The following is a 23068-nucleotide window of genomic DNA, read 5'->3' on the forward strand; positions in this document are numbered from 1 at the left end:
TTATATGTTATGAACAAACTGTACCCAAATCACCGGAGAACGTGGCGCCGCACGGTGACCCGTCTCTCCCTGAACGGCCTTGTTTCGTTATCGGCCGTTACAGGTCTGTTTATCGCCCCGTCATGTTCGACGACCGAACCGGAGGGGGGGGGTGTTGAAACGAACCTGCGCATCACACTGGCGCCGAGCATTACGACGCGCGTCACCGGAACGGCCTTCGACGAGGAGGACGCTATCGGCCTGAGCGTCGTGCCGTGGAGCGATGGCCGCGAACAACCTCTTTCAAGTTCACGCTGGGAAGACAACGTGAAGTTCGTCTACCGCGACGGACAATTCGTTTCATCGGCAACTGCCTACTTCCCCGATGCCACGACGGCCAATACCTTCTACGCCTACTATCCCTATAATCAGACCGGATTCCGGTCCAATACCTCGTCGCTCGCCGTCGCTGTCGCGACCGACCAAAGCGACGCCGCGAGCCGCACGGCTTCGGACTGGATGGTCGCTGTCACGCGCAACGTGAAGCCGGACGGGCAGGCTGTTCCCGTCGCATTCCGTCATATCCTGAGTCTCATGCAGATCCGTATGACGGCAGGCGACGGCGTCACTGCCGACGAGCTGCTCGAAGCCGAGGTGCTCCTCAAAGATTTTTGCAGTACGGCACTCTACGATGTCGATGCCGAGACATTCGGCGAGCCGGCCGACGTGACCGACATCCGTCCCTACGGCACGACGCGAATCGAGGGCGACTACGTCACCGGCCTTTCTGCCGTCGTAGTCCCGCAGACACGCGAAGCGGGCGAGACGGTCATCTATTTTACGTTCAAAGGCAAGACAATGGCCTACAAACCCAGTTCGGAATTCACCTTCGAGCCGGGCAAGAGCCATCTCTTCACCGCTACAATCGGCATGACGCCGCAGGGGCCGACGCTCGCCGTCAGCGCCCAAATCGACGATTGGCAGGAGGGCGGCGTCATTACGGGCGATGCCTCCAAACCCGAGTTGCCCTCTGTCAGCGACTACGATGGCAACACCTATCCCGTCATCGAAATCAACGGCGTGAAGTGGCTCGCCGCCAACCTCCGCACCACGCACTACAACGACGGCACGGAGATACCGGTCGTCGACGGCGGCACGGACGCATGGGACGCACTGACCGCGCCCGCCGCCTGCATCACGGAGAATAACGCGGACTATCGTGAAAAATACGGTCTGCTCTACAACTATTATGCGGTCGAGAAGGGCGACCTCTGCCCGAAAGGCTGGAAAGTTCCCTCCAAAGAGGAGCTGGGGCTGCTGCCGTTCAACGACGAGAAAGGTGCCTATTCGCTGATGGCGCCCGACGAGAATTGGAGCAGCGGTTACAATCCGACCAATACGACAGGCTTTTCCGCATTGCCGGCCGGCATGTCCGTCGGCAACGGCTGGATGACGGGCGACGCCTACTTCTGGAGCTCGACCTGCGACGATACGCAGACCTTTCCTGCATCCTATCTCTATCTGGCGATGTATTCTGGTATAGACACGCATTACAAATACGCAGGCATGTCCATCCGTTGCATCGAAGACGAAGATGTTCCGGAACCCGAGCCGGAACCCGAACCGACAGAGACGGTCAAGGACTACGACGGCAATGAATATCCCGTCGTGAAAATCGGCGACTTCTATTGGATGGCATCCAACCTCAAAACACAGCATCTGAACGACGGCACGCCGATTCCCGTCATCGAAGGCGGCTGCTCCGCATGGGACGGACAGACCGAGCCTGCCGCATGTATCTTTATGAACAAGAGCGAAAATGAGGAAAAATACGGTCTGCTCTACAACTTCTATACTGTTGCAACTGGGAAACTCTGTCCCGAAGGCTGGACAGTGCCCGACTGGGAGCAGACGGACGCTTTGCCTTACGGTTCTATTGCTCAGAATGTCGCCCTGATGGCACCCGACGATAACTGGACGGCACTCGCCTCCGACCCGACCAATACGACAGGATTCAGCGCACTGCCGGGCGGCAACTCGTCGTGGGCCTTCTGGGAAAGAGGCAGCGCCTATTTCTGGACATCCTACACAAGCGACAGCGGGCCGGCCAGTTTCACGCTCGGCGGAACGACCATGATTTCTCAGTCGTATTACGAAAGCGCCGGCTTGTCTGTCCGCTGCATAAAAAAGGCCGAACCCGAACCAGAGCCCGAACCCGCAGCGACGGTCAAGGACATCGACGGCAACGAATATCCCGTCGTGGAGATCGGCGGCCTAACGTGGATGGCTGCAAACCTCAAAACACTGCATCTGAACGACGGCACCGAAATTCCTATCGGCAAGGGACAGGAGGCATCGTGGGATACCTTTACGACTCCTACTGCCTGCGACTTCATGGACAAGACCGAGAACCGAGCCACTTACGGTCTGCTCTATAATTTCTACACCGTCGACACAGGCAAAATCTGCCCCGAAGGATGGACGGTACCCGACTGGGACCAGATGCAGTCGCTGCTCGACGCCGTACCCAAAGCGGCAGATCTTATGGCGCCCGACAGCCGGTGGAACCACTACAATCCTACCAACGCTTCCGGATTCGGCGCCCTGCCCGGCGGCATCCAATCCTATTATTATTGGCTGACATCCGATGCCGGCATCTGGACATCCTATAAAGGAGACGATAGCCCCGGATACCTCTATCTGTCCAACATGCCCTACATTGCGCAATCCTACCTCTACTCGGGCATGTATGTCCGCTGCATAAAATCAACGAATACAAGCGATTTATGAAACGATACAGCTATCATTTGCAACTACTCGCCCTCGCATGGGCGGGAGTCCTGCTCGTCGGCGCCACAGCATGTGGCGACGGCGACGATCCGAACGAAACGCCGGAGCCGCCCGCCACGCAGCCTATACTCATCGACGGCAAGTTCTCCTCATGGAACAGTACGTCGGCCGACGGCATCTTCGACGACGGTGCAGCCATCGGTCTCTTCGCCGTCGAGGGCGCATTCACGGCCGATGCACCGCGCTACATCAACAATGCGCGTCTCACGTTGAAGGAGGGCCTGTTCCGAAGCGCAGCCTCACTCATGCTCAAACCTTCGGCCGGTACGCTGGCAGCCTATACCCCTCATGCCGACCGGATGCCCCTCGCCGGCACGACGGCGACCGTCACGGCTGCGGCCGACCAATCGGCCGCAGCAGACTTCGCCGCTGCCGATTTCATGGCCGCGACGGCACTCGTTCCAGCCGACCAGCAGGGAGCCGTGCAGATGACTTTTCACCGCATGTTCTCGCGCATCGACCTTTCGTTCACGACGGCTGGAGAACCCACGCTCGATGAGTTGGCCGATGCCAAGGTCACTTTGACGTTAGACCTGTCCGCCGACGTGGACTTCGCGACGGGTAGCGTTACGGGATCGTCGAATCCACAAACAACGACACCCAATGGCACGCTGGTGCCCGACGGATCGACGATCAAGGGACTTTCGGCCATCGTCGCACCGCAGCGGATCGCAGCCGACGAAGCGGTGCTCAATCTCAAAGTCGGAACATTCGAAGCCTCCTACCCGTTGGGCAAGGAACTGACGCTCAAAGCCGGTATGCAGTACGACTTCGCCATTACGGTGGGGCAGGCCGTACCGGATATTACCGTCACGGTGGACGTCACCGAGCATGAATGGACGGAGGGTACGTCGGTCGAGGAGACTGTCGAAGTCGACGACAACATGCCCAAGTCAATCACCGACATCGAGGGCAACAGCTATCCCGTCGTGAAAATAGGCACGCAATATTGGATGGCCGCCAACCTCGCCACGACTCGGTATAACGACGGTACGCCCATCACGCGAATGGACGACGCCGAAATGTGGACGAACAACGGAACGACTCGCACGGACGCCTACTGCTACCCGAACGGCGAGTCGGCCAACGTCGAACGCTACGGTCTTATTTACAATTACTACGCGGTAGCCACCAACAAACTTTGCCCCGAAGGGTGGCATGTGCCCACCATCGATGAAATCCGCATGACCATCGAACTGTTGGGCGGTGAAGATATCGCCGGCGACAGGATGAAGAGCGACTCGGGCTGGAAATACAAGGGAGAAGAAAACCCCGCTTATCAGGGTACCAACAGCAGCGGCTTCAACGGGCTGCCTGCCGGTTCGCGCGAGGATAACGGCGCGTACTGGCAATTCGAAAGCTATGGCTATTGGTGGAGCAGTTCAGCAGTGGGGGCTTCACAGGCCAATGGGTTCTATCTCTACTACAACCGCCCGACAGTGTATGTCACCTCGCCGCAGCAGCGAACCGGCTACTCCGTCCGTTGCATCCGTTACAGAAACTAAACACCGCACGATTATGGACAAAAAACAATATAATAGCATTTGGGCAGGTTCGTTAGCCTTGCTCCTGCTTGCAGGCAGTTGCAGCAAGAGCGATGAAACAGCGGCGCCGGAGCCATCCGACGGTCGGATTGTCGTCCGCGCCCTTGCGTCGGACAGCGGGCAGGCGCCCTCGTTCGACCGCTTCGGTCTTTACATTGTACAGAAAGCGGCCGAGGGTTCAGAGGCGCTCGCCGGCGAACGCCTCCATGCGAACGTGGAGTTCACTCGCTCGGGCGACACCTATGTCTCGACACCCGCCATTGCGTTTCCAGGAGCAAAGAAGTTGCGGTTCGACCTCTACGCCTACGCTCCCTACCGTGAAACCGCACTCGAAGCCGGCGCCGTCACGTTGCCGCTGGCGCTCGCTGCCGACCAACAGGACGACGCAGCCTACACGGCAGCCGACCTGCGCTTCTCCAAGCGGACAAACTACGCTGCCGTCACGGGCGACGTGGCGATGGAGTTCGACCATGCGATGAGCCGTATCGACATCGTACTCAAAGCCGGTTACGGTTATACGCTCGACGACTTCGCTTCGGCAGGGGTCGTTCTGAAAGGGTTGAAGAACGAAGGTGCGTTCTCATTCGTCGACGGCGGCAGCACGACTTCCGGTGCGGCGGCCGACATCGCGCCGCACGGTACACTGACGCGGCAGGACGATTGTTTGGAGGGATTGTCGGCCATCGTCATTCCACAGAATGCCGCAGCAGGCGAACCGCTCGTCGAAATTACGGCGAACGGCGAACGCTTCGAGTATTCGCCTTCCGAAACGTTCGTCCTGCAAAGCGGTAAACGTCACACGCTGACGCTCGTGCTAAGCCGATCGTTCGAAGGCGTCACCGTACAGACCGACGTCACCGTCACCGACTGGCTGCCCGGCGGCGAGGAGTCGATGAACGGCGAGGAAATTCTGCCGCCGACGGGCACGACTGTCGAGGATGGCGACGGCAATAGTTACGGCATCATCCGCATCGGACGTCAGTATTGGATGGACGAGAACCTTCACACGACCAAATACAACGACGGCACCGCCATCGCCCATATCACCGACGGCAAGGAGTGGATGGCTGCTATCGAAGGCGCCTATTGCAGTTACGACAACGACGACGCCAACGCCGCACGTTACGGCTTGCTTTACAACCGCGCTGCCGTGAGCACGCACAAACTCTGCCCCGAAGGGTGGCACGTGCCCACCGTCGACGATTGGAACAAGCTGGGTTCCGCACTGGGCGGTACGCTCAACGACTTCGACTCCTGGGTCGGCATCGCCTCGAAACTCAAAGCGACGGCAGGCTGGCCTGCGGGCGAAAAGGCTACCGACGAGAGCGGCTTTGGCGGACTGCCCGGCGGTGCGTTCCGCGCCGACCCCAACGACACGGCGACGGCCAAGTTCTACTACGCTGAAACGAACGGCTATTGGTGGAGCGACAGCGACTTCTCAGGCGAAATGACCTATTACTACGGTCTGCGCACGCAGGGGGACAATCTCGACCAATACGTCGGTGACCGGTGCAGTGGGATGTCGGTTCGCTGCGTTCATGATTTTTAACCCTCAAACGAACACGTTATGAAAACAAGAGATATAGTGTTTTATACGACCCTCGCCGTAGCGGCGCTTGCAATGGCCGGCTGTGAAAAGTCGAACGACATGCCACAGGAGAGCGGCCCCGGACTCCCTGCGGAAATCCGCTTCGCGCCGGCCATCGTGCCCTTGACCCGTGCGACGGGCACCGCATTCGAGGAGGGCGACACCGTCGGCATCTACTGCGTCGAGTCGACCGACGATCCGGCCGCAGCCATTGTCGGCGAACGGTATATTGACAACAAACAGCTCACGATGACGGCGGGAACGCTCACCGGAACCACGCCCTGTTTCTGGCCGACGGAGTATACGGGACTCTCCGACTTCTACGCCTACTTCCCCTATAACGAAAAGGGGTTGAGCGACGACAAGCAGAGCTATGAGATTTCCGTTGCGCTCGACCAGAGCGACGACGAGGCTTTCCGCACGAGCGATCACATGCTCGCCCGTGCCCAGAATACAGCGCGCACCGAGAAGGCGATTCCGCTCGACTTCAAGCGTCTGATGTCGCTGCTCGATTTCGTGCTGCTGCCCGGCACAGGTTACGACGACGTCGACGGGATACTCGCCGCCGAGGTGCAGGTAATGAACATGGCGCAGGTGGCCAACGTCGATTTCGTGACGGGCGAAGTGTCATCGCCGGCCATCAAGGCCAACATCACGCCGCACGGATCGTTCCGCGCATCGGACGGCAAAGCCGTCGGCGTCGAAGCCATCGTCCCGCCGCAGCACATCGACGCCCGCAGCTACCTGTTCAACGTTCGTATCGGTGAGCGCAACTTCCGCTGCACGACCGACAAGGAACTGACCTTCGAAGCAGGCAGGCGCTACACCTTCACGCTGACAATCAACCGCGCCGCAGCGGGCGGCGAGGTTGCACTCTCTCCGACGATCGAGGACTGGACGCCCGGCACTGCATCGAGCGAGGAGACTGTCGAGGTCGACCCCGACCTCGATGCGAAAGTCGTCCGCGACATCGATGGCAACGAATACGCTATCGTGCGCATCGGCACGCAACAATGGACGGGTGCCAATCTGCGCACGACGCATTACAACGACGGTACTCCCATCACCCTGCTCGAAGATCAAGAAGCATGGGCGCAGTGCGAAAACAGCGAGGAAGCGGCCTACTGTCTGTACGACAACGACGCAACCAACAGCGAGCTCTACGGTATGCTCTACAACTGGCATGCGGCGAACACCGGAAAACTCTGCCCCGAGGGATGGCACATTCCGTCGGTTGAAGAGTGGAAGACACTCTCCGACTATCTGGGCAGCAACGCCGGCGCCATGCTGAAATCTACGTCGGGATGGAGCGACACATGGGGTGAATCGAAGCCCGAATATCAGGGCACCGACGACTACGGTTTCACCGCCCTGCCGGGCGGCGCCCGCAAATGGAACCAGTTCGAGACTCTCGGTTCGAAAGGGACATGGTGGACGACCGACGCCGTTCCTGACTATCCATTGTCGGCTTCCTACGCCCGTCTGGATGCCTCCGACCAGATTCTTTCGACCGGCAGTTCATGGGGCAAGGAGACGGGATGTTCGATTCGCTGTCTCAAAGATTAAACGTTAAACGAAAAGAATCATGAAAAACGAACTCATCATATTTGCGGCTGCGATCGCATTGCTGGCTGGATGTTCCAAAGAGGAGGGAGCTCCGGCGGCCGAACGTCCCTGCATTCGCCTCTCGACAGGCGTCGAGGCCGCCACGCGCGCGACGGATGTCGCATTCGAAGAGGGCGACAACTTCGGCCTCATCGTCCTCAGCCGCACGAGCGAGACAGCACCGTCGCTCGACGGCGCACGTTACCTGAACAATGGTTTGTGTACGCAAACAGCGGAGGGCGTCGAAATGCCGACAGTCAAATACCCCGAGAAATCGGCCGATTTCTACGCTTACTATCCCTACCGCGAGGAGTTTACCGCGGGGAGCAGTTTCACGTTCACCGTGCAGAGCGACCAGAGCGCAGGCCGCAACTACACGAACAGCGACCTGATGAGCGCCGTACGGCAGAATGTTGCCCCGACGGCCGATGCCGTCGAACTGATCTTTTCGCACCGGCTCACACGGCTCGACATCGAGCTGATGCCAGGCGAAGGATTCGCTGCGGCGGATGAGTTGAAGGGAGCGACAGTTACGGCCAAAAACGTCAAGAGCAGTTGTCTGTTCAACCTGAGCGACGGTTCTGTGAGCGAAGCCGGCACACCGGCAGATCTAACACCGCGAGGCAACGGCGCGAAGGTCACCGGCGAGGCAATCGAACCGATGCAACTCATCGTCGTTCCGCAGACGCTCGCCGCCGGCGAGATACTCTTCGAAATCGCGCTGGGCGACGAGACATTCTTCTATGCGCCCAACGAGGAGCTGGTGCTCGACGGCGGCAAATACTACCGCTTCGAGATTCGCCTCAACCGCACGAATGTCTCGGCTACCAGCATCCGCATCACCTCGATGCCGCTGTAACGACTCCGCCGCAGGCAGTCGTTCGATACACGCTTCCGAAAAATATCCCGTCCCGAATGGACGGGATATTTTTATGAAACCATACGCCTTCGGGTTCTTGTTTACCGTTTCGTATTCTTCCCCCGTTCTTCGCCTAAAATCGCAGAATGACAATCCGCGACCGCATGGTCGGGCACAGGAGGCTTTTGACTATTTTCATCAACCCGAGCGAACTGCAATGACCGAATGCAAACACATCAGATTTGCGAATTCAAAATCGGCGTATTGCAGTACCTCGCTTATTTTCTCCGGCGAACGGTTCCGCTTCGGAATCGCTTTCATCCGGATTGCCGGAGAACGGACGACACGGCCGCCTTCTTGCAACGTCGATCGGCGATAGCTACATCCTCCCATGCCGATGCGAAGTATCCGGAAACTGTCCCTTCCGGCAATGAAACTCATGCAGGCAATCCGCTACTTGCGTTGCCGGCAATCTCTTGACCAATATCACATAGAGTCTCAGCAGCTCCCTGAGTTTCCGAGGAATCACGACACCGGTAAGACGGTCGGAAGGGTAGTGCAGATAGTGGCGGAAAGTGTTCTTTCCGATACCGAACAGCTCCCGAACGATGAGCGAGTAGCATCGGCTGTGGCACCGGCAGGCGTCGCCGGGTTCGTAAAACAACGAATCGACATACCGAACGACGGCGATGCGGTAGAGACAATGTTTGTCCGTGAAGACTGCGCTCCCATGTCGGAGCGTCTTTTGTTTTGAGTTTTTCATGATGGCATATTGTTTGAAATGTTCGTTTCAACAATATGCGCGGTCTTGGCTCGCCAATCGTGAATTCAAAAGGTCTGGTAATCCTAAAAGCGACAAAAACTCGCCAAGAACCGCGCATATAACGGCCCTTAGCTGTTCATCTTTGTCGCTTAGTTTACCAGACCTTCTGATTGAATAAACAGCTGTCGAAATAGTCTATATCATAAATCTGATACTAAATTAACAAACATATTTCAAAATACAAAATTATATTGCTATTTAATTGCCCTCAATCAAATCCAGGGTCGCCGAGCCAAGCTGTCGTACAATATCGACGGAGTTCTGCTTCCGTGCATCCGGTCGTTCATCCGCCTCATTTATCCGGCAGGGATACTTCCAAACGTACGCTCGTACGTCAGCGGCCGGCGCCCGCCATCGAACGATAACCAGTTGCCGCTGTCGACATAGGCAATGCATTCACCACATACGGCAGCGCAAAAGCCGGCACCTCGGCCGGCGATGTTTCCGGCAGTTTCGTCAGGCCGCCTTCGGCTGCCCTTTCTTTTCCCGTTCGCCCGAAGGACTCCGCTTTCGAGATCCGCGTTTGGCCCCAGATTTGGAGTTTCGATCGAAGTCGTCCGCCGCTGACCCGACGGAATTTCCATATCGCAGATTTACCGGTAGCATAAACTCAAAATGATCAAAGGCTCTATCTTCATGTTCATATCCTCCTTCATGGCGCTGTTTCCTGTGGCGAATCCCGTAGGGGCGGGATTTCTCGTGAACGGATTCTTGTCGGGACTCGACCAGAAGACCCGCATGTCCATCATCCGAAGAATCGTCACCGACTACCTGCTGGTCGGCCTGGGAAGTCTGGCCGTCGGGCATTTCGTACTCGCGCTCTTCGACCTGTCGCTGCCGATCATCCAGTTGGGCGGCGGCCTGCTCATCTGTCGCACGGCGCTGCAATGGCTCGGCGACTCCGACGCTTCGGCCGGCCGCGTATCGAAAAGAAACGCCGACCCCATCAGTCTGCGGGCGGTCGAATCCCGGATATTCTATCCCATTACCTTTCCGATCAGCATCGGCCCCGGCAGCGTCTCGGTCATTCTCACGATGATGGCTTCGGCCAGCATCCGCGGCGACTGGGTCCGTAGCCTGCTCAACTACGCGATCATCGCCGTCGTCATCGTATTGATGTGCTCGATCCTCTACCTGTTTCTTACACAGGGACAAAAGATCATCCGAAAAATCGGCGACAACGGCAGCATCGTCATCAATAAAATGGTCGCGTTCTTCACCTTCTGCGTCGGCATCCAGATCGTGGTGACGGGCATCGCCAAAATATTCCACCTGACGGCACTGTAAACCGCCGGAAAATCATTCGTCGTATGGACTCGCAGCTCTTACTGAACAACGTCGAAATTTTCAACGGAAAGGACGCACGCACCTTCTCCGGCAACCTCCTGATCCGGAACAATCGGATCGAGACGATCTCGGCCGCTCCCATCGAAACGCCGTCGGAAAGGCCCGTCACGGTGATCGACGGAAAGGGACGATTTCTGATGCCCGGTCTCATCGATGCGCACTGGCACGCCTATCTGTGCTGCAACACGATGACGGACCTGCTAGCAGGCGATCCCTCGTATACACATCTCATGGCAGGACGGGAGGCTGCGGAGACCCTGCAACGGGGATTCACCGCCATCCGCGACGCCGGAGGTCCCGTCTTCGGACTCAAACGGGCCATCGACAGCGGGACGCTCCGGGGCCCGCGCATCTATCCGAGCGGAGCCATGATCTCCCAGACCTCGGGACACGGCGATTTCCGAATGATCTATGAACACGCCCACGGAGGTTGCGGCTGCGAAATGGCGCACGTCGAACAGATCGGAGCCTCGAAAATCGCCGACGGCGCCGACGCCGTGACGGCAGCCGTCCGCGAGAACCTCCGGCAGGGCGCATCGCAGATCAAACTGATGGCCGGCGGCGGTGCCGCATCGCTCTACGATCCGCTCGATGTGACCGAATTCTTCGAGGAGGAGCTCCGTGCGGCAGTCCGTGCTGCCGAGGATTGGGGCACCTATGTGATGGTTCACGTCTACAACCCGCGGGGGATCGCCCGGGCCCTGAAAGCCGGTGTGCGAAGTATCGAACACGGGCACCTGATCGACGAGCCCACGATGGCCCTGCTGGCCGAAAGCGGCGCATGGCTCAGTATGCAGGCCTTCGCCGTCGAGGACAACACCTATCCGTCGCCCGTCCAGCAAGCCAAACACCTGCAAATCTGCAACGGAACGGATCGGACATACCGCCTCGCCAAAAAACACGGCGTAAAATTGGCTTGGGGAACCGACCTGTTGTTCGATCCCGCCAATACGAAAAATCAGAATCACGGGATCGTCAAGTTGCAGAAGTGGTTCACCAATTTCGAAATTCTCAGAATGGTTACTTGCGACAACGCCCGTCTGCTGGCGCTTTCCGGCGCACGCAACCCTTATCCCGGCAATCTCGGCGTTATCGAAGAGGGTGCGTTGGCCGATCTTCTGGTAATCGAGGGCAATCCGCTCGAACGGATCGAAGTACTGGAAAATCCGCACGACAATCTCCGCGTCATCGTCAAAGACGGAGTCGTCTGCAAAAACACGCTCTGATTCGAAATCTGCCCGCCGCACCGCCCTCGGCGGCACGCACTCTCAGCGTGATCCCGCACCTCCGGCGAAGGACTTCACCCAAAAGTACGATACGAACCGAATCTCGATGTTCGTCAGCGAAATCCCCGCACGGTACGGATGAGCCGCGGAGCTATCCGAAAAGCCGCAGGGCGATCTCCGCACAGGCTTCGGCGTCGGCCAGTGCATGGTGGTGGCGTTCGAGCAGGTATCCGCAGGCTGCGGAGACCGTATGGAGCTGATAGTTGGGCAACCCTTTGATCCGACGGCGCGAAGCGCTCAACGTACACAGGAAACGGTAGTCGGGATAGGGTAGTCCGTAATGGGCGTGGACAGCCCGCAGACACCCCTCGTCGAAGGGCGAGTTATGCGCCACAAGCGGCAGTCCCTCGATTCGCGGAGCGATCTCGCCCCACACGTCGGGAAACGACGGTGCATTCTCGGTATCGCTGCGCGTGAGACCGTGGATCGCCGTAGTGAAGGCGGAGTAATAGTTGGGGTAGGGACGGATCAACCGGTAGATGCTCTCCGACGGACGGCCGCCGCGAACGACGACCACGCCTACGCTGCATACGCTCGTGCGCTGCCCGTTGGCCGTCTCGAAATCAATCGCCGCGAAATCCCTTATCCGCTCCATTTTTTCTTAACTATCACAATCGAAAGAAGGCCGGAATCGCCCCGGCCTCCACTATCCGATACACCCCCGCAACAGGCGAAGGCGCTCGTTCGCTCAGCGCATCTTCACGCAGCGAACCTGCATACCGCCGGCGGCATACTGCAACGCCGCACCCTGGAACGACGAGCCTGCACGCGTGCCGTTGATGTCGAACGAGAAATCCATCGCATAGGCCTCTTTGCCTTCGCCCGTCGAACTCCAATAATACCCCGTCCACGGAGTCGGACGCACCTCGTTGTCGTTCATGTTGGTCAGCGCGCCGGTGTAGAAACTGCGGCGGCCGGCTCCGGGGAAGAAGGCTTCGTTCGTACCGTCGCTCAATGTGAAACCGTAATTCTTCTCCAGCTCGGGCGAAATAACGTCCTTGATATGCAGAGCGGCGAAGACCTCTTTCGAAGGCACCTTCCAGCCTCTCGGACACGGGTCGTTATTATTTTTCTCCGTCCCCCACAACGACACATCGGCCGTCTGGAGCCAATTGTAGCCGCTCTCCTTCGTACCCGTGATGAAGGTCATGGCATGAGCCGAGGCATAACCCGCCGACCCCCGCTCGGCATCCGTCGCGGCGTATTCGGGATAGACGCGCAGATTCTGGCTGTCGTAGACCTGCGCATCGGCCGAATCGGCCATGTTGTAGTAGCGCGGCCCGACGAACGGATCTTTGCGCCCCCACTGGTAATAGACACCGTACGAAGCCAAAATATCCTCTTCGGATGTGCCCGAAACGACGCCTGCACCTAAATTGCGCTTCATCATCACCTCGCCGCCCAGTTCGACCTGCTCGTCGGCAGGATCGAACTCCGCGCACCACAGGTGCCACGACCACAGCAGATTGCCCGCCGCATCGAAAGCGCCGAGGAGAGCGTTTCCGTGATTGAAAAACTCCTTCTCATCGTCGTCGGTGCCGATCGCATGATAGAAATAGGCCTTGCCGTCGACCAGCTTCGGGAATTCGATCACCTTGTAGGGCGTCTCCCACAGGATCGCCACGCTGGCGGGCGACATCGTCGCTTCGGTATCCTCGCCCTTGCGGGTCACGTCGATGCAGTAGCGTGCATTCGACTTGTTGATGATGTAGCAATTGGAGGGTTGCCCCGTGAGATCGACCGTCTCGGCGAGCGAAACATAGAGCGAAGTGGAAACGCTCGATCCGCCGGACGAACGTCCCGTCAGATAGACGGTTCCGAATCTGACGTTGGTATTCTCCTCCTCTTCTTCCTCCCCGTCGGCCAATGTCTTCGGGTCGTCGGGAAAGGTCGTCGGCGCAGTCACGGAGATGCGGCGTTCGTTCATGTCGACCGTCACCGACCAGCCCTGAGGAACGGTCGTCGGGGTCACCGACGAGATGTTGATCGCCGTAAAGCCCAGCGACGTCGTACCGCCCGGCTCCTCGACGAAAGCGCCCCGTTCGTTGAGGAGGAACGAGTAGGTCTCGCTGTCCTTTTTACACGATTGAAGCAGCACCGTCGCAACGACGAACAGCCCCACGAAGATTTTCACTGTCAGATTTTTCATTTGTATAAAGCGACTCGTTATTTTCCAAAATATCTGCAAATATACCAAAAAGCGGAGAATAATCCGCTACACCCGCCGAATTATTTACGGTTAGGAATAATTCTTGCCCGTTGTAGGAACGTTCGAACGGCCGGAATTAGTATATCGCCGGTACGTTACCGACACCTATTCCGATGGACTCTCTCCGGAAAACACGTTTCGGAAACATGCCGGCAGCCGATCCGGCGTCCCGAGGACGCCGCAATGCGAGGAGGGCGGGATTTCCTGCCGGCACGACCGTATAAACCATCCAACCATGCCTTCCTCCCGCTCGTATATGAAAAAGATCGACATCGAAAAAGGATCGAAACGGGCCGACGCCCGATTCCGCATCACCGTCGAAGAGACGGGCCCCTATCTGATCTACGGACAGCCGCCGCTGGCCCAGCAGTTCATCATGCCCGACGCCGAGGGCGAAAGCTGGTACTTTCAGCAGGGTGCGCACTTCCCGACCGACGACGAACCGACGGCGCTGTGCCGCTGCGGCGCCTCGAAGAACAAGCCCTACTGCGACGGAGCACACGTCCACGCGGCGTGGGATCCGCGCCTGACGGCCGACGACGCTCCGCTGCTGGACAACGTCGAACTGACCGAAGGCGAGACCCTCTCGATGACCGACAACCCCAAATACTGCGTCTTCGCACGTTTCTGCGACGCCAAGGGGCAGGCGTGGAATCTGGTCGGGCAACCGGAGAACGACGAGGCGCGCGAACTGGCCATCCGCGAGGCTTCGATGTGCCCCAGCGGCCGGCTGATGGCGTGGGACAACGAGACCGGCACTCCCTACGAATTCCGCTTCGAGCCGTCGCTGGGACTCATCGAAGACGTCGCCATCGGAGCCAGCAGCGGCCTGTGGGTGCGCGGCGGAATTCCCGTCAGCCGCGAATCGGGCGAGACCTACGAGATCCGCAACCGCGTCGTGCTGTGCCGCTGCGGCGCGTCGCACAACAAGCCCTACTGCGACGGCACGCACGCCTCGATCCGGTTCAACGACCGGCTCGAAGGGACTCCCGAAGGCGAAACCCTCCCCGAAAAAGTCTACTGATCGGCGCGGAGGAACGTCCGACGCCCCGGCCCCCACGATTCACCCCTGCCGGAACATTCCGGCAGGGGTGATTTTCATTCGCGGAATCATGCGGTTCCATGTTGCAGTCCGCCGCTTCGTCTCTGCCGATTTACCTTCGGCGGCTCGCGCAGAGCGCAACTTCCAAAGCTGCATTCCGTTTTCACGTCCGGATAAGGGGAAGCCTCTTTCCGAACGAAATGAAGTTCAAAAACGGAACTTATCCTTTTTTGGGGATTCTCCCGCTCGCACGGCACATTGACCTGGCACTTGCCGCAGCCGAAGCGCAGCGCATACTTCTCCCGCAGCGTGTCGAAATAGGAACAGCACAGATGATGCGACTTGCCGTGTTCGAGCGAAATGGCCTGTGCCGGACAGTTGCGCACACAGGCTCCGCACATCGAGCAGTAGTCGTAAAGCCCCGTGTAGCGGCGTTTCGTGACGGGCAGCGGGGCGTCGGTCACGACACTGCCGAAACGGCCGCTCACCCCGCGTTCGGTGATGAGCCCCTTCGAAAGCGAAAACGTCCCCAGCCCGCAGACGTAGGCCACGTGCCGCTCCGACCAGTTGCTCGTGAAACTGAGCGACTTGTCGGCGATTTCGGCATTGGTTCCGGCCTCGAAAACATACCGGAACCCGGCGCTCGCATAGGGAGCGACGGCCCTGTAACCGCGCTCGCGGAACCATCGTTCGAGGAAACGGTTCACCTCCGTAAGAAAAGCCTGCCCCTCCACGCGCGCATAGAGCCAGCCGTTGCCGACATCGACCGCATCGCGTTTGTTGCCCTCCACGACGAAATCGCTGAACGGGGCGAAATAGGAGACCACGCTCACGGCCTCCGGCAGCCACTCCTTCGGCGTGCGGAACAGATGTCCGACGGCCTCCGGACGCTTCATCTCTTCCCATTCGGGATCATCGGCCGAACCGACCCGTACGAGCGGCGTATCGTAGAGCCGCTGCCCGACATCGGACGGCACGAGCGCCATCGCCTCGTCCACATAATTGCGGGGCGATTCCCGGATATACGTTTCGAGCGCGGATGTAAGTTCCTCAACCGACATGTCGCAATCCCCGCGGCAAACGGGTCTCCTATTTTTTATCGACGGGCTTCGAGATCGCTTCGCGCATGGCCGTATCGGCCATGACGTTTTTCATCTTGTAGTAGTCCATGATCCCCAGATTGCCATTGCGGAACGCCTCGGCCATCGCCAGCGGCACTTCGGCCTCGGCCAGAATCACCTTGGCACGGGCGTCCTGCGCCTTGGCGCGGTTTTCCTGCTCCAACGCGACGGCCATCGCGCGGCGCTCCTCGGCTTTCGCCTGGGCGATGTTCTTGTCGGCCTGTGCCTGATCCATCTGCAACTGCGCACCGATGTTCTTGCCCACGTCGATGTCGGCGATATCGATCGAGAGGATTTCGAACGCCGTACCTGCATCCAGTCCCTTATCGAGTACCACGCGCGAGATCGAATCGGGATTCTCCAACACGACCTTGTGGCTCACGGCCGAACCGATCGACGAGACGATACCTTCACCCACACGTGCCAGCACGGTCTCCTCGCCGGCACCGCCGACCAATTGTTTGATATTGGCACGCACCGTCACGCGCGCCTTGGCGATCAGCTGGATACCGTCTTTCGCCACGGCCGCCACGGGAGGGGTGTTGATGACCTTCGGGTTGACCGACATCTGCACCGCCTCGAACACGTCGCGGCCCGCCAGGTCGATCGCCGTAGCCATCTTGAAGTCGAGCTGAATATTGGCCTTCTGCGCCGAGACGAGCGCATGGACGACATTGGGAACGTTGCCGCCCGCCAGGAAATGCGCCTCCAACTCGTTGGGATCGAGCGAAAGCCCCGCCTTCGTACTCTCGATCATCGACGAGACGATCACCGAGGGCGGCACCTTGCGCCAGCGCATCAAAATCAACTGCAACAGGCTGATTCTGACGCCCGAAACCAGCGCAGAGAACCACAATCCCACCGGAATGAAATAAAATATCAACCACAGCGCGACGAGGCCTGCAAAGACCGTGATCGCGATAATTCCCGTTTGATCCATCTTGAACTATTTTTAGATTAGTAAATTCATACGGAGGGTTCGTCGGCGACCTTGCGCACGACGACGTTGAAATTCTCGAACCCGACCACCTCGACCGTGCTGCGCTGGTCGATATAGACATCGGTCGACTTGGCCTCGTAAATCCTGCCGCCGATCTCGACCTTGCCCATCGGAGCCAGGCGCGAGACCGCCACGCCGCGGTCGCCCGCCTTCACCTCGTTATCGGGAAGGGGCATACTCGACGACTCGATCTTCTGTTTCAGCGAGAAGCGCTGCCACGTCTTCGAGCGCAGCGAAAGCACCGTAGCCACGAACGACAACGCCAGAATGATCAGCACGACGATACCGCCCGTGAAGGGGCCGTAATCGGCAAAAGCCGTATAGATCGCGCTGCCGTAGCAGACCAACGCGAACAGCGCACCCAGCGAGACACCCGGCAGCAACACCAGTTCCGCCACCAGAAACAGGACACCCAATAAGATCAGGAGGATAATGAGCCACATAGATTGAGAGGTTTAGTTTCTGGAAAGATAATCGATTTTTTCGAATTATTCAACTATTTCCGCAATTTTCACCTCCAACGACGCATTCTGCTGCATCACCGCTTCGGCGACCTTGTCGGCTACGGCCTTGTCCGCCAGCGGCCCGACGATGAAATGCCGGCCCGCACGCGAAATTTCGGATTCGCCGGCCACGGCCTGCACCGCCGCGCGCAACTCCTCCGGAAAGCCGTCCAGCCCGCCGATCTCGACGCGGAACATCGGGGCATTGCCCTGCTCGGCCGCATCGGCCAGGTTGGTGCGCTCGCCGTCGTTCCATACGACGATCTCAGGACGACGGAATCCCTTCTTCTTCATCTGCTCCTGCGCCGCACGCGCTTCGTCGAGCGTACGGTACCCGCCGGCATAGTAGGCGTATTTCCCCTCGACCTTTTCGTATCCGAGCGGATAGGCGCCCTTGAAGAGGTAACCGCCGTTGGTGCGGTTCGTATAGGTGCCGAGCAGAATCCGGTAGATCGTTCCACGCTCGTAGACCTTTACCTCCGGAATGTGGTGCGAGGCGTTGTATTTGGCCGGCGTGACGAACCCGATCGGCTCGTATTCGAGGAACATGCGCTCTTCGATGAAGAGTTTCGGCAGCCGGTAATCGACGATTCGCAGGCCGGCGGCCGCGCGCGCCAGCGAATCGCGCGCCGCGGTCAGCCCCAGCGCTCCGGCCAGCTCCGTCTCCACGTCGACGAGCGCCCGTTTCTGCAACAGATAGTCGGTCAGTTCGTCGGCATAGTAACGTCCCCGCTCGGAGGCCATCTGCTGCCGCACGCCGGCCAGCTGCTCCTCCGTCTTGGCGAGCAGGTCGTCGCGTCCCAACCTGTCGAGCACGTAGGCGTAGGCGTAGTTCTTGTTGTCGTAGACCGCACCCCACACCCGTTGCAGCGAATCGCACAAGGAGCGGTTGAGCGATTGCAGGGTACGGTAACGTTCGTACAGCACGGCGGCCGGCGTCTCGGCCGTGATCGTGTCGTAGGAGATCTTCAACTCTTCGATCGCTTCGTAGTTCGCCGCACAAGCCGCCGCCAAGTCGAATGCCGTGCGCTCCCTGCGCTGCGCACTCAGCAGTGCCCGATAGTCGGCCTGCGGAAGCTGTTCGCGGAAATAGGCGTTGTGCACCAGATCGGCCGTCTGCAACGAATCGGGCAGGGGAGTACCCGCCGCACGGCCGGCCGTCGTCGTCGACGGACTGCTCAAGTCGAGATTCGCCAGCACCCAATCCTGTTCGACCGTATTAATCCGATCGGTCAGCCGCCCCCGTTCGGTGCGGATCGAAAAGAGCTGCTCCTCGCACCGCAGAATCTCGGCCGAATAGACCGCCCGCTGCGCCGGATCGTCGCGCAGCTGTCGACGCACCCGGTTGACGACCATCGTCACCGAATCCTCGCGCGCCTGCAACGACGCCTCTTCGCGCAGCATCTCCATATACTCCGCATTGCCTTCCAGTCCCGCGATACGCGCCGTCACCTCCTGCGCCGAGGCTTCGGCGGCACCCACTGCGACCAACACCGCCAAAAGGAAAAATCCTTTACGCATCATCTCCACCATTTTAGAAAAAACAACTGCACGAGTCCGAAAATCTCCAAACGACCCAGCAACATCAACATCGTATTCGAAAACTTCATCACGGCCGGCAGGTCGGAGTAGTTGCCCAGCGAGCCGACCATGCCGAATCCAGGCCCCACGTTTCCCATACAGGCCACCGACGACGAGAAACTCGTCTCCATATCCACTCCGCACATCGTGCCTACGACCGTTCCCGCGAGCAGCGCCAAAAAATAGGCCACGATGAACACCACCGCCGTCGAGGCGATCTTGTCGTCCAGCACGTTGCCGTCGATACGCACGCGCACCACGGCGTTGGGATGCTGCTGTAAAGAGAAACGCAATCGCAGGGTCTTTATTGCCAACAGGAACCGGTCGGTTTTGATACCGCCCGTCGTCGAACCGGCACAGCCGCAGACGATCGAAACGGAAATCAGCAGCACGATCGCCGTCGCCGGCCAGACGGTGGTGTCGGCCGTAGCGAATCCCGCCGTCGAAATCAGCGACACGACCTGAAAAGCCGCATAGCGCAACGCCCCCGCAACGGTGTCGTACACCCCGCCGAAATAGAGGCTGCCGGCCACGACGACCGTCACGACGGCCACGATCGAAAGATACCACCGCGTCACCTCCGAATGGAAAATATTGTTCCGGCGTCCCGTCAATGTAGCGAAAAGCACGCCGAAATGGATACTGGCCAGCAACATCGTCACGATCAGGATCGATTCCACGGCCACGCTGTCGAAATACCCGATGCTGGCGTTCTTCGTGCTGAATCCGCTCGTTGCGACGGCCGACATGGCCTGCGTCAGCGCGTCGAACCAGTTCATGCCCGCCAGTTTCAACGCCAGCGTCGAACAGAACGTCAGCCCCAGGTAGATGAACAGCAGGATCTGGGCGATCATCGACGCCTTGTAGTGGTAGTTGTGCTTGGCCATCGACGACAACTCGACGTTGGTCAGCAGCGCCTTGTTCGTCCCCAGCGAAGGAAGAATCAGCAGCGCGAACATCACCACGCCGACACCGCCCAGCCACGTCGAACACGACCGCCAAAAGAGCAGCCCGCGCGGCAGCGCCTCGACGTCTTTCAGGATCGACGCACCGGTGGTCGTATAACCCGACACGCTCTCGAACCAGGCGTTGACGAGCGAGAACTCTCCGCCCCACATCAGATAGGGGAACATCCCCACGACGCTGGCCACGATCCACGATCCCACGACGATACAGTAGCCCTCCTTGCTGCTGAGCTGTTCGGTGCGGTCGACGAAGATGAGCGGGAAAGCGCCCAGCAAGGCCGTCAGCAATGCCGAAAGCAGCAGCGGGTAGTACCCGGAGTCGGTATGGCTGACCAGCGACACGCCGGCCGAGAGGAGCATGAACAGCGCCACGACCAACATGATGATTCCCACGTATCGCAATACGACGCCCAGTCTCATCGTTGTTCCGGTTTCGTTTTCCTGGCCAGCTGGATCACGTCGTCGATACGATCCTTCAACTCGGCCACCTCGTCCTTGACTTCGGCCTTGATCCTGAACGGAAGACCGAAACGCAGATAGTCGCCCAGACTCTTATTCATCGCCAGCACCGGACGCACCAGATAAGCCGAAACGAAGTAATAGAGCATCAACACGATAGCGATCATCACCAGCAGCGAGATCAGCACCGGCGTCACCGCACGGTAGGCGTTGCGTTTGAGCTGCTCGGTACGCGGGGCCAGCGAACTCTGGGTCGAGATCATGTAGTTCTTGATCGAACCGGTCAGTTTGTCGTAAGCCTTCGAATAGGCTTCGGCATACCAGCGCGCGCCGTCGAAATCCATTTCGACGCTCTTCATCGACAGCGAGTCCTTCCCCCCGCGCAACTCCAACCTTCCCGAAACCTCCGACGTCATGCGCTGCGCTTGCAGACGCAGGAACTCCTGCGTAAGGCGCTGCACGTTCATGGCCGACACCGAAAGCGTGTCGAGATAAGCCTGCTCGACCGCCTCCCGACGGACGACCTCCAACGTGCGGGCCATTTCGGCGATGCTGCCCATGAGCACCGTATCGTAATCGCGTTGCCGGAACACGATGCTGTGCACGACGGCCTTGTTCTGCCGCGCAGCGGCATCGAGCATGTCTTTGGCAAGTCCCAGATTGCGCTCGCTGGCACGCAGAATCTCCTCCGTGTCGGAGCTCACGCGCCGGAGCTCGAACAACGAGACCAGCCCTGCGAAAAAAAGCAGGACCACGACGCTGAGAAAACTCACCAACACCCGTTTGCGGATTCCTTTCATCTTTCAATGAAAATTTGTAGCAAAGATACGATTAAGCCGAGAGCAATGCAAATTTATTTGCAATTGCCGAGGCGGAGTATTTAAGGCGAAGCCAAAGATACGAAAAGTCGAGCGCAGAAGCAAGCGTTAGCTTGATTATGCCGAGACAAAGTATCTAAGGCGAAGCCAAAGATTACAAACGCTCCGTTTCGCCGTTATCGCGCACGATCTCCCCCGCAAGGTCGTGCATACCGTCCATCGCCCCCAGCCTGACACGACAGATCCGGTTGATAAAGGCCCGCTCGTAAGGTGCTTTGACGCGGATGTAGTTGCCCGTAAAACCGAACATCATCCCGCCGCGCATCGTACTCTCGAAGAGCACTGCCGACTCGGTGCCCTCGGTGCGCCGGCAGAAATCGCCGTGCAGGCGGTCGCACAGCGCTTCGAGCCGTTTCACCCGCTCAGAGGCCACCGACGCCTGCACCTTGCCGGGCAGGTCGACGGCCGGCGTACCGGGCCGCTCCGAGAAGGGGAAAATATGGAGGAACGCCGGAGCGATCCCCGTCAGAAAATCGTAGGTCGTCCGGAAGTCGGCCTCCGTCTCGCCCGGGAAACCGACGATCACGTCGATGCCGATGAACGCATCGGGCATCCGCCGGCGCACGGCGGCGATCCGATCGGCGAAGCGCGCCGTCGTATAGCGTCGGCGCATCAGGCCGAGAATCCGGTCCGAACCGCTCTGCAACGGAATATGGAAGTGATGCTGGAATTTAGTTGACGAGGCACAAAAGTCAATGATTTCGTCCGTTAGCAAATTAGGCTCTATCGATGAAATTCGATAGCGTTCGATCCCCTCGACCGCGTCGAGCGCCCGCAGAAGATCGATGAACCGCTCGCCGGTCGTCCGGCCGAAATCGCCGGTATTGACGCCCGTGATGACGATCTCGCGCTGACCGGCCTCGGCGATGCGGCGCGCCTCGGCCACTGCCTCGGCGATCGGCAGGTTGCGGCTCGCACCGCGGGCATAGTGGATCGTGCAGTAGGAACAGCAGTAGTCGCATCCGTCCTGCACTTTCAGAAAGGCGCGCGTACGGTCGCCGCCGGAGAAGGCGGCGAAGAAGCGCGTCAACTCCTCGGTCGTGCAGGAGGTGACGATCTGCCGCCCCTTGGCACCCAGTTCGACCACCCGTCGATATAAATCTCCCTTATCGTTGTTGCTCAACACGATGTCCACCCCGTCGATCGCCGCGATCTCCTGCGGTTTGAGCTGGGCGTAACATCCCGTCACGGCAATGATCGCTTCGGGATTGCGCCGATGCAGCCTGCGGATCAGGTTGCGGCATTTCTTGTCGGCGTGTTCGGTCACCGAACAGCTGTTGATTACGCAGATATCGGCTTCGGCCGTCGGGGCCACGCGCTCGAAGCCCCCTTCGGCAAACTGCCGGGCGAGCGTGGAACTCTCCGAGAAGTTGAGCTTGCAGCCCAACGTATGAAAACTGACGCGTCGTCTCAGCATCTTTACAATTCG

18 protein-coding genes are annotated in these 23068 nt (G+C 59.1%); 9 read left to right on the plus strand and 9 right to left on the minus strand.

Annotation, left to right across the window (positions count from 1 at the left end):
- Positions 1-9 precede the first annotated feature (9 nt).
- The 8 genes from FMF02_RS12285 (at position 10) to FMF02_RS12320 (ending at position 11821) form a co-directional block, all read left to right on the plus strand.
- Positions 10-2769 carry a fimbrillin family protein gene (locus FMF02_RS12285; RefSeq protein ID WP_141413347.1) on the plus strand — a complete coding sequence of 920 codons (2760 nt, stop codon included), beginning with the start codon at positions 10-12 and terminating at the stop codon, positions 2767-2769.
- Positions 2766-4334, plus strand: coding sequence for a fimbrillin family protein (locus FMF02_RS12290; protein ID WP_141413348.1), 1569 nt, complete (start codon positions 2766-2768; stop codon positions 4332-4334). Before FMF02_RS12285 ends, FMF02_RS12290 begins: the two co-directional genes overlap by 4 nt.
- 13 nt (positions 4335-4347) lie before the next feature.
- On the plus strand, positions 4348-5922 hold the full coding sequence (locus tag FMF02_RS12295; protein ID WP_162502310.1) for a fimbrillin family protein: 1575 nt from the start codon (positions 4348-4350) through the stop codon (positions 5920-5922).
- Positions 5923-5940: 18 nt separating this feature from the next.
- Complete coding sequence (locus tag FMF02_RS13815) at positions 5941-7527, plus strand: fimbrillin family protein (protein WP_141413350.1); 1587 nt, start codon at positions 5941-5943, stop codon at positions 7525-7527.
- Between the two features lie 19 nt (positions 7528-7546).
- Positions 7547-8425 carry a fimbrillin family protein gene (locus FMF02_RS12305; protein WP_141413351.1) on the plus strand — a complete coding sequence of 293 codons (879 nt, stop codon included), beginning with the start codon at positions 7547-7549 and terminating at the stop codon, positions 8423-8425.
- A 430-nt stretch (positions 8426-8855) separates the two neighbouring features.
- The gene (locus FMF02_RS12310) at positions 8856-9179 is read left to right on the plus strand and encodes a hypothetical protein (protein WP_019129453.1); all 324 of its coding nucleotides are present in this window, start codon (positions 8856-8858) and stop codon (positions 9177-9179) included.
- Between the two features lie 684 nt (positions 9180-9863).
- Positions 9864-10535, plus strand: a complete 672-nt coding sequence (locus FMF02_RS12315; protein ID WP_034779305.1) for a MarC family protein — start codon at positions 9864-9866, stop codon at positions 10533-10535.
- 23 nt (positions 10536-10558) lie between these two features.
- Positions 10559-11821, plus strand: coding sequence for a metal-dependent hydrolase family protein (locus FMF02_RS12320; protein ID WP_141413352.1), 1263 nt, complete (start codon positions 10559-10561; stop codon positions 11819-11821).
- Between the two features lie 151 nt (positions 11822-11972).
- Here the strand turns inward: FMF02_RS12320 and FMF02_RS12325 are convergent, their stop codons facing one another.
- On the minus strand, positions 11973-12467 hold the full coding sequence (locus FMF02_RS12325) for a 3'-5' exonuclease (protein WP_026074706.1): 495 nt from the start codon (positions 12465-12467) through the stop codon (positions 11973-11975).
- Between the two features lie 102 nt (positions 12468-12569).
- Positions 12570-14030 carry a fibrobacter succinogenes major paralogous domain-containing protein gene (locus FMF02_RS12330; protein ID WP_141413353.1) on the minus strand — a complete coding sequence of 487 codons (1461 nt, stop codon included), beginning with the start codon at positions 14028-14030 and terminating at the stop codon, positions 12570-12572.
- A 316-nt stretch (positions 14031-14346) separates the two neighbouring features.
- Here FMF02_RS12330 and FMF02_RS12335 point away from each other — a divergent pair, with 316 nt between their 5' ends.
- On the plus strand, positions 14347-15114 hold the full coding sequence (locus FMF02_RS12335) for a CDGSH iron-sulfur domain-containing protein (protein WP_141413354.1): 768 nt from the start codon (positions 14347-14349) through the stop codon (positions 15112-15114).
- Positions 15115-15200: 86 nt separating this feature from the next.
- Here FMF02_RS12335 and FMF02_RS12340 read toward each other — a convergent pair whose 3' ends face one another.
- The 7 genes from FMF02_RS12340 to mtaB all read right to left on the minus strand — a co-directional run bounded on the left by FMF02_RS12340 (position 15201) and on the right by mtaB (position 23056).
- Positions 15201-16193, minus strand: coding sequence for a 4Fe-4S binding protein (locus FMF02_RS12340; RefSeq protein ID WP_141413355.1), 993 nt, complete (start codon positions 16191-16193; stop codon positions 15201-15203).
- Positions 16194-16221: 28 nt separating this feature from the next.
- Entirely contained in the window at positions 16222-17193 is a 972-nt protein-coding gene (gene floA / locus FMF02_RS12345) for a flotillin-like protein FloA (protein WP_141413356.1), read from the minus strand.
- Positions 17194-17219: 26 nt separating this feature from the next.
- On the minus strand, positions 17220-17696 hold the full coding sequence (locus FMF02_RS12350) for an NfeD family protein (protein ID WP_141413357.1): 477 nt from the start codon (positions 17694-17696) through the stop codon (positions 17220-17222).
- A 45-nt stretch (positions 17697-17741) separates the two neighbouring features.
- Positions 17742-19280, minus strand: a complete 1539-nt coding sequence (locus tag FMF02_RS12355) for an SPOR domain-containing protein (protein ID WP_244611579.1) — start codon at positions 19278-19280, stop codon at positions 17742-17744.
- Positions 19277-20722: a TrkH family potassium uptake protein gene (locus FMF02_RS12360; RefSeq protein ID WP_179952765.1), complete on the minus strand. Its 1446-nt coding sequence runs from the start codon at positions 20720-20722 to the stop codon at positions 19277-19279. Before FMF02_RS12360 ends, FMF02_RS12355 begins: the two co-directional genes overlap by 4 nt.
- Positions 20719-21561, minus strand: coding sequence for a hypothetical protein (locus FMF02_RS12365; RefSeq protein ID WP_141413359.1), 843 nt, complete (start codon positions 21559-21561; stop codon positions 20719-20721). Before FMF02_RS12365 ends, FMF02_RS12360 begins: the two co-directional genes overlap by 4 nt.
- Positions 21562-21733: 172 nt before the next feature.
- A complete protein-coding gene (gene mtaB, locus FMF02_RS12370; RefSeq protein ID WP_141413360.1) occupies positions 21734-23056 on the minus strand; it encodes a tRNA (N(6)-L-threonylcarbamoyladenosine(37)-C(2))-methylthiotransferase MtaB in 1323 nt (440 codons plus the stop codon).
- Between the last annotated feature and the right edge of the window lie 12 nt (positions 23057-23068).

Origin of the sequence: Alistipes communis (assembly GCF_006542665.1) — a bacterium.
Classification (GTDB): domain Bacteria; phylum Bacteroidota; class Bacteroidia; order Bacteroidales; family Rikenellaceae; genus Alistipes; species Alistipes communis.